Annotated in this window: 16 protein-coding genes; 9 read left to right on the top strand and 7 right to left on the bottom strand. The window is 66.4% G+C overall.

Annotation, left to right across the window (positions count from 1 at the left end; genetic code table 11):
• Positions 1-195 precede the first annotated feature (195 nt).
• The 3 genes from KDB67_RS08570 to KDB67_RS08560 all read left to right on the top strand — a co-directional run bounded on the left by KDB67_RS08570 (position 196) and on the right by KDB67_RS08560 (position 860).
• Entirely contained in the window at positions 196-378 is a 183-nt protein-coding gene (locus KDB67_RS08570) for a hypothetical protein (protein ID WP_291014815.1), read from the top strand.
• Between the two features lie 63 nt (positions 379-441).
• On the top strand, positions 442-696 hold the full coding sequence (locus KDB67_RS08565) for a hypothetical protein (protein WP_291014813.1): 255 nt from the start codon (positions 442-444) through the stop codon (positions 694-696).
• A gap of 17 nt (positions 697-713) precedes the next feature.
• A complete protein-coding gene (locus KDB67_RS08560; protein WP_291014810.1) occupies positions 714-860 on the top strand; it encodes a hypothetical protein in 147 nt (48 codons plus the stop codon).
• Positions 861-947: 87 nt separating this feature from the next.
• Here the strand turns inward: KDB67_RS08560 and KDB67_RS08555 are convergent, their stop codons facing one another.
• Positions 948-1,637 (bottom strand): peptidoglycan recognition family protein, encoded by a 690-nt coding sequence (locus KDB67_RS08555; protein WP_291014808.1) that lies wholly within the window; start codon positions 1,635-1,637, stop codon positions 948-950.
• Between the two features lie 137 nt (positions 1,638-1,774).
• Between KDB67_RS08555 and KDB67_RS08550 the strand changes: the two genes are divergently transcribed.
• Complete coding sequence (locus KDB67_RS08550) at positions 1,775-2,476, top strand: M24 family metallopeptidase (RefSeq protein ID WP_291014806.1); 702 nt, start codon at positions 1,775-1,777, stop codon at positions 2,474-2,476.
• Positions 2,477-2,555: 79 nt separating this feature from the next.
• On the opposite strand, the gene KDB67_RS08545 is transcribed toward KDB67_RS08550, so the two are convergent.
• The 4 genes from KDB67_RS08545 to KDB67_RS08530 are packed head-to-tail and all read right to left on the bottom strand — an operon-like array spanning position 2,556 to position 6,397.
• Positions 2,556-3,185 carry an NUDIX hydrolase gene (locus KDB67_RS08545; protein ID WP_291014804.1) on the bottom strand — a complete coding sequence of 210 codons (630 nt, stop codon included), beginning with the start codon at positions 3,183-3,185 and terminating at the stop codon, positions 2,556-2,558.
• Positions 3,164-4,534: an adenylosuccinate synthetase gene (locus KDB67_RS08540; RefSeq protein ID WP_291014802.1), complete on the bottom strand. Its 1,371-nt coding sequence runs from the start codon at positions 4,532-4,534 to the stop codon at positions 3,164-3,166. The genes KDB67_RS08545 and KDB67_RS08540 overlap by 22 nt, the downstream gene beginning before the upstream one ends.
• Positions 4,531-5,487 carry a hypothetical protein gene (locus KDB67_RS08535; protein WP_291014800.1) on the bottom strand — a complete coding sequence of 319 codons (957 nt, stop codon included), beginning with the start codon at positions 5,485-5,487 and terminating at the stop codon, positions 4,531-4,533. Before KDB67_RS08535 ends, KDB67_RS08540 begins: the two co-directional genes overlap by 4 nt.
• 13 nt (positions 5,488-5,500) lie before the next feature.
• The gene (locus KDB67_RS08530; protein WP_291014798.1) at positions 5,501-6,397 is read right to left on the bottom strand and encodes a hypothetical protein; all 897 of its coding nucleotides are present in this window, start codon (positions 6,395-6,397) and stop codon (positions 5,501-5,503) included.
• A 78-nt stretch (positions 6,398-6,475) separates the two neighbouring features.
• On the opposite strand from KDB67_RS08530, the gene KDB67_RS08525 reads away from it, so the two are divergent.
• On the top strand, positions 6,476-6,835 hold the full coding sequence (locus KDB67_RS08525; RefSeq protein ID WP_291014796.1) for a GNAT family N-acetyltransferase: 360 nt from the start codon (positions 6,476-6,478) through the stop codon (positions 6,833-6,835).
• 1 nt (position 6,836) lies between these two features.
• Here KDB67_RS08525 and KDB67_RS08520 read toward each other — a convergent pair whose 3' ends face one another.
• Positions 6,837-8,360 (bottom strand): carboxylesterase family protein, encoded by a 1,524-nt coding sequence (locus tag KDB67_RS08520; protein ID WP_291014794.1) that lies wholly within the window; start codon positions 8,358-8,360, stop codon positions 6,837-6,839.
• A gap of 56 nt (positions 8,361-8,416) precedes the next feature.
• On the bottom strand, positions 8,417-9,490 hold the full coding sequence (locus KDB67_RS08515) for an LLM class flavin-dependent oxidoreductase (RefSeq protein WP_291014792.1): 1,074 nt from the start codon (positions 9,488-9,490) through the stop codon (positions 8,417-8,419).
• 173 nt (positions 9,491-9,663) lie between these two features.
• On the opposite strand from KDB67_RS08515, the gene KDB67_RS08510 reads away from it, so the two are divergent.
• From KDB67_RS08510 to KDB67_RS08495, 4 genes are all read left to right on the top strand, one after another.
• Complete coding sequence (locus KDB67_RS08510) at positions 9,664-10,695, top strand: aldo/keto reductase (RefSeq protein ID WP_291014790.1); 1,032 nt, start codon at positions 9,664-9,666, stop codon at positions 10,693-10,695.
• 154 nt (positions 10,696-10,849) lie between these two features.
• Positions 10,850-11,167: a FeoA family protein gene (locus KDB67_RS08505; RefSeq protein WP_291014788.1), complete on the top strand. Its 318-nt coding sequence runs from the start codon at positions 10,850-10,852 to the stop codon at positions 11,165-11,167.
• On the top strand, positions 11,164-13,158 hold the full coding sequence (locus KDB67_RS08500) for a ferrous iron transporter B (RefSeq protein ID WP_291014786.1): 1,995 nt from the start codon (positions 11,164-11,166) through the stop codon (positions 13,156-13,158). Before KDB67_RS08505 ends, KDB67_RS08500 begins: the two co-directional genes overlap by 4 nt.
• A 26-nt stretch (positions 13,159-13,184) precedes the next feature.
• The gene (locus tag KDB67_RS08495) at positions 13,185-13,706 is read left to right on the top strand and encodes a NifU family protein (RefSeq protein WP_291014784.1); all 522 of its coding nucleotides are present in this window, start codon (positions 13,185-13,187) and stop codon (positions 13,704-13,706) included.
• Positions 13,707-13,727: the final 21 nt, after the last annotated feature.

Raw genomic sequence — 13,727 nt, 5'->3', positions numbered from 1 at the left:
TGGTGTCGTGTTCTTTCACCCAGCCTGGGCCAGGTTTCGAACGACCTAGCGAACCGCCGGATGCGAGGCCCGCACGTCCGGTGGTGTGAGAGGAGGGCCGGGAAACCCGGCCCTCCTACTCGATTCCTACGGCCAAAGGACTGGCGACCGCAGGGTCACCTGGTGTCACACGTCGGGGCAAGGTAACTTGTATTTGTGCAGAACGATCCGCGGATCGCGGCCACCGCCTACCGGCACGGCATCGACTCCGCCGACATCCTGCATGCCTGGCGCAACGTGATCAGCGCCGGTATCGGGACCAACGACATGGACATTGCCGTCGGTCCCCGCCGAAGACGGCACCCTCCTGGAGATCGGCTTCATCCGCTCGAGCGATGAGGTCGTGATCCTTCACACGATGACCGCCCGACCCAAGTTCCTTCGATGAAAGGTGTGATGACCATGCCCCGCACGGTTGACGAAATCCTGGCCCACGCCGAAGAACTCGCCGACCGGTTCGAGTCCGACGACTTCGACGCCGACATGATGACCCCAGCCGAATACGAACTGGCCTGCGCTGCGCGTGAACGCGCCGCCGTCGAAGTGCGTGTCCGCAACGCCGTTACCGCACTGCGGGGTACCGGTGTCCCATGGGCTCGAGTCGGTGAGCTCATCGGCACCAGCGGCGAAGCCGCCCGCCAGCGCTACAGCGCCTGACAGCGGACTCTCGCGACGTGACCAGCGCGGCCGACGAATTTACCGGTTCCATCCGCGCCACCCGGTCCGCCCAGCCCGATCCGGTTCCGGCCACCAACAGCAGGGTGGTCAGCAGCAGACCCAACGCGGCCTTGGAAACCTACCTCGCTGAGCACTCGGCTTAGGGGAGAGATTGGGGCGCTTGTGCGCGTGGCCTGAGACCATACCCGGCGGCATAGCCCCAGGGCGTCACCACACGCCCGGTACTCACGTCATCTGACCAGTGTCTTGAGTCGCGTGGTCAGCGTGGTCTGCAGTGCTGCGAGTGCGTCGCCGATCGTGTTCCCGACGAACTGAGGCCAGCCGATACCGGCCGGGTTGCGGAGTTGGTCCACGATCTGCTGCACCAGATCTGGCTGCGCCGCAGTCGTCGGCCCCTTCGCGTAATCGACGAGCTTGTCGTACGGGAAACCCGGGCCGGGGTCGGTGTGGTCGGTGCCGCCCCACACACGGGTGTCGTCGTGTCCGCAGATGCCGGGTAGCTCGGCCACCGAAACCTTGCGCAGCGGGATGTCGTAGCGGTCGGACCAGTACCGCACCACGGATGCGGCGGCACGCAGCATCGTGTCCTGCGCAAGCCATTCCCAGCGCGTCTGCTCGGCGTTGCCGACAACGCACAGGTGCAGCAGGATGTTGTTTCCCTGATTCCCGGTCGACCATGTCGCCCAGTCGTCGGTGTTCTGCCGAATCCGTTTGCCGTCCACGCCGACCATCACGTGATACGAGCCCGTCCGAGTCCGCACCTGGTAGGAGGTCACAGCGTCGGCTGTGGAGCTGGTCGCGGTCGCGGACTTCCCGGACTCGGTGGTGTGGATGCAGATCCCCTGGATTCCTGCCGTCGAACGTGGGCCCCCGAATCCGAATTCGTCCGAGCGGTCGCTGTCGTAGTAAGTCTCAGACATGGCCCCGATAGTAGGGGTCGGCCCGTCGTCGCTGCCCACCGATGCTCTTGGTGTGCTCAACGCCACGCCGCGGACTGCACTCCGCGATCTGTTCGGGGCGGTGCGTCGAACACAGTCGTCGTGACACAATCGGGCAGGTGACACGCGCTGATGAGGCCGCATGGGTGGCAGCCCTGATCGATGCGGAGAACCGTGCCGAAGAACTGTTCGGCGAGGTCGTGGCGAGCGGGCTGATCACGCCGGGGATAACCGAACGAGAATTGAGTACCGCAATCCGGGATCTGGCCGCCGACGCCTTCGGAATCACCCGCTACTGGCACAAGCGGATCGTGCGGGCCGGGACCAACACCCTGCACCCGTATCGCGAGAATCCACCGGACCGCGTTATCGCCGCCGACGACATCGTCTTTCTCGATTTCGGTCCGCTCCTGGCCGACTGGGAGGCCGACTTCGGCCGCACTTACGTGCTCGGCGACGACCCGGACAAGCTCGCAGTGCGCGACGCACTCGAACCGGTGTGGCTGGCGGGGAGGGCGGTTTTCGACGCCGATCCCGACATCACCGGTGAAGAGTTGTATGACGCGGTGGTGGCGATCGCCGAAGACGCCGGGTTCCTCTTCGGTGGCGATATCGCCGGACACCTCGTCGGCGACTTTCCGCACGAATCGATTCCCGGCGACAAGATCGCCTCCTACATCGCCCCGGGTTCGACGACGCGCCTGCGTGATCGGTTACCCGACGGCACCCTTACGCACTGGATCCTCGAAATCCATCTCCTCGATCCCGACCGGCGTTTCGGTGGATTCCACGAGCAACTGCTCGATATCCGCCGCCACTGAATCCCGTACCAGGATCGGAGGTGACCGACAATTCGGTAATCTACTGTCAGTATGTGGCACCTGGATTCCGAATTAAGTTCTAGGAGAGCCATTTCCAGAGTTTGGGGGGGCGGCCGCCGGTGGCGGCGGCGGTGCCGGCTTCGGTGAGGTTCGGGTTCTTGGCGAGGTCGCGGTTGAGGTTGGCGCGGTGCGGGGGGCTGCCGTCGAGTTGTTCGGTGATGGCGACGGCGTCGGTGGCCGAGAACACCGGTCCGGTGAGGGCGCGGGTGAACGTCGTGTCGCGCCACAGCTTGTCGGCCAGCAGTGATCGTGTGGCGACGACCATCGCGGTGTGGTCGAAAGCCAGCTTCGGCACCGCGTCGAAGGTGATCCACTGGGCATGGGCGGCGTTGCGGGCTGCCGTGTCATCGAAGACCGCCCACATGGCGATCGACAGGGACGGGCCGCGCGGGTCTCGGGCGAGTTCATCGAAGGTGAGCAACTGGCCGAGTGCGTCCGGCGCACCCAGCCCGAGTTTGGTGAGGGCGCGCAGCGCGGCGTCGCGCAGACGTTCACCACTGGTCACCACCACCCCCGGCAGGGCCGGTTTCCCGGTGAACGGTTCCTTGTCGCGCCGGTGCACACCGACGACGACGCGACGGTCGTCGCGCCGATAACTCAGCGCGACGACGTCGACACACACGATGCTCAGCAGATGAGGTTCGGGCACAACATCCTTCGGTCGGTTCGCTGTGGGCCGTCCGCGGCGAGGACCGTCGGGCACCCGGTTGCCGAACCTATCAGCTCGAGCACGCCTTCGGGAGTGCCGGGCAGTGGCCGGTAGTCCGGTCGTGCCGCCCACGCCCGCGCCGTCAGCGTCTCCAGCTCGGCGATGCCGGTGCCCGACGGCTGCGGCAGTGGGTCGGTGACCCCGGACCAGCCGGTGGCCACGAGCAGTTCCCGGGTACCCACAGCATCCAGGTGCGAAACCCCGATACCGTCGACTCCGCCCGCCGCCCTGATCGCATACCGGAGTGCGGGAAGATCCAGATGCCCTGTCCGCCAGCCGCCCTGGTAGCGGCCCTCGCGGTTGTGGACGTCGGGCAGATCGAGGGACGGATCCTCGGTGGGCATGGGGCCCGCGCCGTGCCGGGTCGCGTAGCTGCGGGTCAGCCCCAGGACATACGGACGATGACCCGCCGCCCGGAGTTCACCGGCGAGCCCGGCAGGGGTGATCGTCGACCATGTGGTGTACGGGTGAAAACCGAGCCATTCGTCGAGCAGCACGCCCTGGCTGCCCTCGAAGATCACCGTGCCCGACGACAGCGCCGCCACCAGGTGCGCGTCGATGTCGTCGACGAAGGTCAGCAGCACCGCGATGTCGCACAACGCGTCGGCGATCGCCACCACCGGCTCGTGGGTCGCGTCTGGGTGATCGGCCGAATCCAGCAGCGGCCGTGCGTAATCGGCCAGTGCGTCCAGTGCGGCGACGGTGGCCGTGCGGTCCCGAAGCATGCCGACGGTGAGCGCGGGGGAGGCGGGCACATCCGCGTGCACCGGGAAGTTTCCGATCGAATCACCCTGCCGTGCATGAGCTTCGACCGCCAGTGCGTAGGCACGGGTTTCGCCGATACCCTCTCCGCACGAACCGTGCCGGCCATCGCCGCGCGCGATCTCGCGCGCTCGATTCATCGCCACATGAATCGGCGTCGTCACCAGAGCGCCAGGGTCGACGGTGACCAGCCCAAGCGGGTCACCGACCCCGAGAGCCGCCAGTTCGGCAGCCTCGGCGGCCAGCGAGATCGGATTGACCATCATCGGTGCCCGCAGAATCGTGCGCACGCCCCGCAGCGTGCCCGACCCGAACTGCCGGAACGTGTGCTGCCGCGGCCCGTGACACACGTTGTGCGCGGCCTGCGCTCCCCCGGACCAGCGCACCACCGCCGCGGTGTCGCCGATCGTGGAGGCCAGATAATCGACTGTGGCGCCTTTGGATTCGTCGCCATAGCCGAGACCGACCACCACGATGGGCGAGCCCTTCGGGCGCACTATCGGCGAGCCCGTACGCCGCACGGTCACAGATCCGCCGGCAATCGGCCGCCACCGGTGGTGACCGAGCGCCCCGCGAACGGTTTCAGGGCCTTACCGACGGCGCCGTGGGTGGTGGAACCGGCGGCCTTCAGATCCGCCAATCCGTCCTTGAGGTCGATGGCGTCCTCGGTCATCCCGATCGTCAGCGCGATCAGGTCGGCCACCCCGTCGGGGTCATCGAGTTTGAGGAAGCGCTCACCGACCAGCGGTCGCCAGTGGTTCTCGATCTCCGGATCGTCGTAGTAGCTGGTCAGATTGGGCAGCACGTAGAACGTGTGCCACCGCTGGGCCAGCTCCCGGTACACCTGGTCGACCCGCAGGTCCTCGGTGAGTTCGTCGCCGATGATCCGTCGCACCGACTGCGCGTACACGGCGGCCTTGTTCATCTCGTCGCCGATGAAGAACACATATCCCTTGCGGCCGCGCTTCTCCCAGGCGTCGGTCTGGGCGCGGGTGTTCAGGAAATAGGCGGCGAGGGCGTAGCCTTCGCGTTTGTCGCCACCGCCACCGCCTTCCAGGAAGATGTCACGCAGTTGGTCGTCGATGCGGTTGTCCGATTCGAACTGTCCGACTTGCAGTGGCACGTCGTCGAATTGATCGTCACCGATCGCCCCGATCATGATCTGCGGATCGGCCACGTAGCCACCCCGGGTGAGTAGTCCGAGCAGGTCGCCGAGCCGCTTCTGCACGGTCACCGGCACCATACCCATCGATCCGGTGACGTCGAACAGGACGACGATCGGTGTCGACGCGGGGTGTTCGTCGCTGTCGCGGGCCTCGCGGCTCTGCGCACCGAACACGTCGAGCGCGGGGGCCGCGGTGCGCTGATCGCGCGGCAGGTTGCGCATGGTGTTGCTGTATCCGAAGTCGGGATCTCCGGCCGCCTTGCGGGCCGCCGCGGCAGCCTGGAAAGCGCTTGTGTCCCAATATCCTCCACCCATGATGGGCCTCCTATCAGTTGTTCTTGGATCTGCCGGGAATGGTGAACGGCCGGAATCGTCTGCGGCCGTACACGTGTCGTAGCAGCAGGTCGTATTCGGCCAGCTGCCTTTCGGGGGAAAGCCGTTGCGCCGCACGCATGAACTGCGACTGGCGCGGTTCGCCCGGTGCGAGCATGGCATCGGTGAGATCGGCCAGGGCCGCACCGTCGCCACCGAGCGCGGCTGTCCATCCGGTGAGCAGCACACCGTGCTGCTCGGGTTCGATGAGGACGGTGTCGACGGTGAGGGCGCCGTGCGCGCGGCCGGCGGCGGCCAGCGTCATCAGGATCCGGCGCAGCATCCACGCCCAGTCCCGGCCGTCGAGGCCATCGGGATAGGCCTCGCGCACCTCACGCAGCGACACCATCGTCTCCGGTATCCGGTACGCAATCCAGCCGCGTCCGTCGGTGACCGCGGCGTCGACGGTGTCGGGGACGAATGCCGACATTCCGCGCGCCGCGACATCGGGCCACACCTCGCCGAGTGCACTCGTGCATCGGCCGCCGGCGGTCCGGTCGAGTTCGACCCGCTCGCCGGGCTCGCCGGTGCCGTAGCAGGCGACACGATCGTTGGCCCACAAGCGGTTTCGCAGCGCGTAGGTGCCGCCGGCGCCGACCACATGCGGACTCGATGCCGCATCGGTGCCCCGTCGCCAGTCCGCGTACAGCTCCGACAGTCGCGCCGCCACATCGGTGTTGTCGCGCCCGGTCGTGGCGCCGCGGTCGGGGTGGACCGCCATGAGCAGTGATCGGAACCGGAGACGGGCGGCCCTGCGGTCGGTATCGCTGCCGGGGTCGCCGTCGAACAGGTCGCGGGCGGTGCCGGCACGGCAGATCAGGTTGATCGCCTGTCCGGTGGTCGTCTTCCTCATATCTTTTACTCTAACAGAGTAAAAGATTCTGTCAACAGATCTCTGCCCGCCGCCGGATTACGGGTCTACGGTGGATGGATGAGTACGGAAATTCCGGTTCCGCCGCCGACCCTCGCCCTCGACCCGGAGCCCGCGCTGCGCGACAACCGCGCCAGGGAACGGTTCGAGCTGTGGTCCGGTGACGAGCTCATCGGCTTGGAGGGATACCGGCGGCACGATGACGGCACCATCGTTCTGCTGCACACGGTTGCCACCGATGCTTACGAGAGAAAGGGTTTCGCCCGATTTCTGGTGCATTCGGTGCTCGACGAGGTTGCCGCGGAGGGGCTCAAGATCGTCCCGGTCTGTACCTATGTCCAGTCGTTTCTGACGCGCTTCCCGCAGTACCAGGCGTTGGTCGCCGACGACCCCGACGACCCCGACAACCCCGGTTCGTGAGCTATGCCCGGGGTGTGAGCATCGCGCGCACCGACGCGTAGCCGTCGGGCCGGATGGCCGACGACGCGTCGAAGATCTGTACCGGGCTGCCCGGCTCGTCGTAGCGTGACCAGCCGGGCTCGCCCTTGGTTACGAAACTAACTGCCGCACAATGTAGTTCATCAGCCAGCTGTTGCGGCGGGTAGGGTCCGGCGATGGGCTCCACCGCCGGGCCGTCGAGGCAGTCGAAGAAGAACGGCACATCGATGCAGTGCCCGGCCACTCCGTTGTTCGCCGACGGCCACGAGAACCGGTACGCCCAGGTGGGTCCCGGTCCGCGGGCATGCAGCATCCGCAGCACGTTGGCCCGGAAACACGCGTCGGTCAGTACCCGGCCCGCCAGCCGCACCTTGCCCAGCGCCGCCACGTCCGCGTTGTCGGCGAGGTACGCGGTCCGGCTGTCTCCGGTCAGTCCGGCCAGTCGCAGGACACCACTACGGGGAACCCACCGCAGTATCTTCGCGGCCCGGTCGGGCATCATCGTGAATTCATCGTCGGCGGAACCGACCACGAACGGCTTGTCGCCGCCGACGCCCTGGCGCAACGACGCCAGCGGTGATCGCGGGATAAGATCGCCGTCGACGGTCGGGCCCAGCGGCAATCCACCGGTCCTCATCGATTTCAGTGTGCGCAGGTTGATCGACGTCTCGGCCTCCTGTAGCTCGAGAACGCGTTCCTCGGTCACGGCCGACCATCCGGCGCGGGTCGGGGATACTTCGGCCCGTTCGGCCAAGGACCGTCCGAGTGACTGCGCCCTGGCCGCGGGTAGCGCATTCACCGCCCCCGACATGCAGTACGCGCCATGGAACAGATGCTGCGCGGCTTCCATGCCGAGCAGCGTGGTGACCGCACCGCCGCCCGCCGACTGCCCCGCGATGGTCACCCGGCCGGGGTCGCCCCCGAACGCGGCGATGTTGCGCTGGACCCATTCCAGCGCCAGCAGCCAGTCGCGCACGCCCCGGTTCGACGGCGCCCCTTCGATCCATCCGAAACCATCGAAACCGAGGCGGTAGGAGATGGTCACCGTGACCACGCCGTCTCGGTTGAAGTTGCGGCCGTCGTACCAGGGGCTGGCCGGCGATCCGGCACTGTAGCCGCCACCGTGAATCCACACCATCACGGGAAGACCCGGAACCTGTTGCCGCGGAAGGGGAGTGAAGACATTGACGTTGAGGGTGCTCGCACCCGGCACGCTCGGCTCCGGGATGAGTGTGACACCCGGGTCGCCGCGCTGCGGGGTGGCGCCGAATCCGGCCGCATCGAGAACACCGTCCCACGGCGCTTTCGGGACGGGGGCGGCGAATCTGAGCTCACCGACCGGTGGCTCGGCGAACGGGATCCCCAGAAACGCCGCAGATAGGGGCGTGCCGGACAAAGGTTCGCCCGACAAGGATGCGCCGGTGGTAGGCCGCCACCGCCCGCGCACCCGGCCCTCCGCCGTGACGACCTCCGGATGCTGTGCCGGCTGCGGCGAGTCCCAACCCATGGCACGAATGTACCCGGCGCCGCGGCCGGCGCGTACGGACCGGACCGACGCGTCCGTCAGTCGCGCAGCAGAGGGAGCAACTCGGTGCCCTGGCGTTCGATCTCGCGGAGATACGGGGTGTCGGACAGCACGAACTGAGTGATACCCAGGTCGGCGTATTTGCGCAGGGATTTGGCGACGTCCTCGGCGGACCCGACCAGCCAGGTGGTGCCGGCGCCGCCACCCCCGAATTTGCCGGGCGTCGTGTACAGGTTGTCATCGAGCACTTCGCCGCGCGAGGCCAGATCGAACAGGCGACGCTGGCCGACGGCTTCGCGTCGGCGCACGAAATCGGTGGTGGCGGTCACGGATTCGGCCATCTTCGCCACTCTGGCCTGCGCCTCCTCCCACGCCTGGTCGGTGGTGTCCCGGATGAAAGTGGTGATGCGCAAACCGAATTCGAGTGGAGCGTGCTGCCGGTCGACGGTCTCCGACAGTTTCTTGAGCCGGTCGATGCGTTCGGCGACACCGTCGAGCGGCTCGCCCCAGAACAATTGGACGTCGGCCTCGGCGGCGGCCACCCGTTCGGCGGCCTCCGACGCCCCGCCGAAGTAGATCTTCGGGTGCGGCCGACCTTCGCGTGCGGCGATTCTCGGTACAGCGGTGGAGTTTTCGACCGAGAAGTGTTCACCGCGATAGGTGAGGTTCTCTTCGGTCCACAGTCTGCGGATGATCTGGATGAATTCGCGGGTCCGGTCGTAGCGATCGGCCTGCTGTGCCTCGCCGTCACCGTAGGCGCCGAGATTGTCCTTCCCGGAGACGATGTTGATCCGTACCCGGCCGCCGCTGAGATGGTCGAGCGTTGCCACCGACGACGCGAAGTTGGCCGGCCGCCAATAACCGGGCCGCACCGCGATCAGTGGCTCGAATGTGCTGGTGCGCGCGGCGAGTGCGGTGGCCACCGTGAAGGTGTCCGGACGTCCCCACGAGGTGCCGATGAGCGCGCCCTGCCAGCCGTTGCGTTCGAGGGCCAGCGCGTGCTCGGTGAGTGTGTCGAGACTGTTGTGGCCGTCGACGGCGGTGTCGCCGCGATGACCGGGCTCGTTCTGATTGGGGATGTACCAGAGGTATTCGGTGTCGGCGATGCTCATGACTGCTTTCCCGCTCGGCGATGGCTGAGGACTCCACGAAAGCTAGTGCCGCACAGTGGTTTCGCGTCGACTTGAGATCACCGCGGGCACAACAGGTGACGACGAATGCTGCCGGGTGGTTGTCTGTCGGCCGGATCGCCCCGCCGATGACCCACTCGACCGGAAGGAAGCCCGTGTCCCACGGACCCACTGAACTGACCTACACCGCCGACCCGGATCGCTACGACGACGCGTCGTTCCGGCGTACCGGACGCTCGGGCCTCGACCTTCCCGCGTTCTCCTTCGGGCTGTGGCAGAAGTTCGGCAGCGACTACCCCTACCAAACGCAGCGCGAGATCATCCTGCACGCTTTCGATCTGGGTATCACCCATTTCGACAACGCTGACCGCTACGGTCCGCCGCATCGGTCCGCTCAGCAGAACTTCGGCCGGGTGCTGGCGAAAGACCTTGCGCCGTACCGTGATGAGCTGATCCTGTCCACCAAGGCGGGCAATCCTATCGGGCCGAGTCCGTATCTGAAGGGCGGCTCACGCAAATCGCTGCTCGCCTCGCTGGATCACAGTCTGCGCGACCTGGGCACCGACTACGTCGACATCTTCTATCACCACAGCCCCGACGAGTCCACGCCGTTGGAGGAGACCGTGTCCGGTCTGGTGTCGGCGGTGCGGCAGGGTAAGGCGCTGTACGTCGGCATCTCCAACTATCTGCCCGAACGAGCCCATGCCATCTCCGAAGCCCTTGCCGCCGAGCATGTTCCGCTGCTCATTCATCAGCCGCGGTACTCGATCTTCGACCGGCGCATCGAACAGAACGGGCTACTCGACACCGCCGAGCGTGACGGCTTCGGGCTTATCGTGTATTCGCCTCTGGCTCAAGGACTTCTGACCGACAAATACCTGGAGGAGATTCCGGACGGTGCGCGGGCGGTCAACTCGACATTCCTGAACCCCCGTGTCATCGATGACACCTACCGGCAGCGTGCCCGCGAGCTGAACAAGCTCGCCGAGTCCCGTGGACAGTCGCTGGCGCAGCTGGCGTTGCAGTGGGTGCTGCGCCGCCCGCAGGTGACCTCGGCGCTTATCGGTGCCAGCTCCACCTGGCAGCTCGATCACAATGTGGCGGCCCTGAACTTCCCCGATTTCACGGACGAAGAACTGGCCCTTATCGACGAACACGGCGTGCACGGAACCGGGCTCGGCCTCTGAGACCTCCGAGTCTCTGGGGCTTCCGAGTCTCTGGGGCCTCGAATCTGGGACCTCTGAGCGGGACCGGACACGGGTCGTTCGACGTACTCGACGGGACTTTGGTCTGGTGAAGCTGAGCCTTGCCTGAGCGTACATTTCTCATCTGAGGTGAGAAATGTCTGAATCAGCCCAGCACACAACGACGTCCGCCGATGCCGATGGCCCCGCCCGCATCCGGCGCAGCACGCTCGATCGTGTGCATCCCGGCCACACCGCGACCGTCGTGGGAATCTCCGGCAACGCGGAACCACATGTGGCACACCGTCTCGCGGTGATGGGTCTCGTGCGCGGGACCGAGGTGACGGTATTGCGTGCGGCGCCGTTGCGTGATCCGCGCCAGTATCGTTTCCGGGACACCTCGATCTGCCTGCGCGGGGCGCAGACCTCGCTGATCGAGGTCGACATCGACGAGCCTGCCGGGGCGGCATCATGAGCGAGCACTGCGAACACGGCCACGAGACCGAGACAACTTGTCCGCATTGTGATTCCGGAACGGCGGTCTCGACGAAGGTGCTTGCCTCGTCGTCGGCGAAAGTGGCACTCGTCGGTGCGCCCAACACCGGAAAGTCGACGGTGTTCAACGCCGTCACGGGGCTGAAGGCGAAAACTGGCAACTATCCCGGCGTCACGGTCAGCAGAACCGTCGGCATCGTGAAGACCGCCGACAAACAGATCACCCTCGAAGACCTTCCCGGTACCTACGACCTGACGCCCGTCAGCATCGATGAGAAGGTCGTCTCCGACGTGCTCGCGGGAAAGATCACCGGCGTGGCCAAACCCGACGCCATTCTGCTGGTGGCCGACGCCGGAACCCTGCGCCGCTCGTTCGGCCTGATCGCCGACGTCATCTCGCTCGGCCTGCCGACCGTCCTGTGCCTGACGATGATCGACGAACTCACCCGCCGTGGCGGATCAGTCGACTCCGGCAGACTCGCCACGGCACTTGGTATTCCGGTGGTGGCCATCGACGGCCGGCGCAAAGGCTCGGGCACGCAGGTACGTTCGCTGCTCGGCGACATCACCGGCTGGGCGCATCCGGTGATCGGCCCGCCGTCATCGGGCACCGAGGAATGGGCGGCGTGGACCGAATCGGTACTGGCCGAATCCGACTACCGGTCGCCGCGGCCCGACCCGCTCACCGAACGCATCGACCGTTTTCTGCTGCATCCGGTGCTCGGGACACTGATCTTCTTCGCGGTGATGTTCGGCTTCTTCCAGACCATCTTCGCGCTGGCCGCACCGCTGCAGGACTATGTCGAAACCGGATTCGCCGAACTCAGCACCTGGGTGTACGACGTCGGCGGTGACAACTGGTTCACCGGATTTGTCGCCGACGCGCTCATCGGTGGTGTGGGCGGCGTGCTCGTGTTCGTACCGCAGATCGCATTGCTGTTCGTTCTCATCACATTCCTCGAACAACTCGGATATCTCTCGCGCGCGGCGTTTCTGATGGACCGCGTGATGGGCACAGTCGGTCTGGAAGGCCGGGCGTTCGTGGCGATGCTCTCGTCGGTGGCGTGCGCGATTCCCGGAATCATGGCAACACGCACCATGCCGTCGGCGCGGCAGCGGTTCGCCACCATGATGTCGCTGCCGCTGATGACGTGTTCGGCGCGAATGCCGGTGTACACCCTGCTCATCGGAATGCTCATCGCGTCGGACTCGAAGGTGTGGATCTTCAACGCCCAAGGTGCCGTGCTGTTCGGCCTGTATCTGCTCGGCGCGATGTCGACGATGACCGTCGCCAAGATCATTTCGGTGTTCTCTGCGCGCCGCGGGCCGATGATGCCGTTCACGATGGAGATGCCGCCCTACCGGGTGCCGTCGTGGAAGCTGATGCTCGTCGAGATCTGGTCGCCGGTCAAAGGTTTCATCCGCAAGGCGGGCACCATCATCCTGTTCGCGACCGTGGTGCTGTGGGCGTTGCTCAATTTGCCCATGCGCTCGGATGCCGACCTCGTTTCCGCCGGTATCGACCCCACCGACTCGACCGCGGTGTCGACGTACACGATGAACAACAGCATCGCGGCAAGTCTTGGGCACGGCGTCGAACCGGTCTTCGATCCGCTCGGCTTCGACTGGAAGACCAATGTGGCGGTGTTGTCGTCGCTGGCCGCACGCGAGACGTTCGTCGCGACGCTGGGCCAGATGTCGGCGGCCGAGGATCCCGAGGACCCGGCTTCCCGGCTCGAAGCGGCACGCTACGACGACGGCGAGAACAAGGGGGAGAAGGTCTTCACCCCGCCGACCATCGTCGCGCTGCTCATCTTCTTCGTATACGCGCTGCAATGCACCTCGACGCTGGCCGTGCTGCGGCGGGAGACGGCCACCTGGCGCTGGCCGCTGATCATCTTCGGCGCGTACTCACTGCTGGCGTGGATGATGGCGTACATCGCGCACACCATCGCCGTCTGGGTGTGGTGATGCCGGCGGTGCCGAACGTTGTTGCCATGCATCCAGAACCAGGCGAGCTGCCGGGGCAGATCCGGTGGATCATCCCTCCCGGCGTCCTGGATATCCGGGGACCGGTCCGCGCACCGCGCGAGCTCGGCCGGATGCAGAACGACGGGACGATCGGTGAGATCATCGTGGGTCCGCGTTCGGTGCTCATCACCGCGGACTCGTCGGCGTGGCGGCGGATCGGACCGGCCGTCCGTACCGCGCTGACCGACGCGCTGCGCACCCCCGGCGACTGGCTCCCGAGCGCGAAGGTCCCCGGTGCTCGCGCGTCCTCGGACGGGGCGATTGCCGACATCGCCCGCGACGTGATCAGGACCCAGGTCGGGGATTACGTACGTTCACACGGCGGCCGGATCGAGCTGATCGATGTGTCCGACGGCGTGGTCACGGTAGATCTGGGCGGTGCGTGCCGAGGATGCCGCGCCGCGCACGACACCCTGCGGTCGGGTTTCGAGGGCGAACTACGTCGCCGGTGCCGCGACGTCGTCGGGGTCCGCGCCCGAGGCGATTGACGTAGGGGACTGTCGGCGGAT

The organism is Gordonia sp. (in: high G+C Gram-positive bacteria) (assembly GCF_020438995.1).
Classification (GTDB): Bacteria; Actinomycetota; Actinomycetes; order Mycobacteriales; family Mycobacteriaceae; genus Gordonia.
Note: the sequence above shows the minus strand (reverse complement) of the source record. Positions and strands in the feature narration are given on the sequence as shown.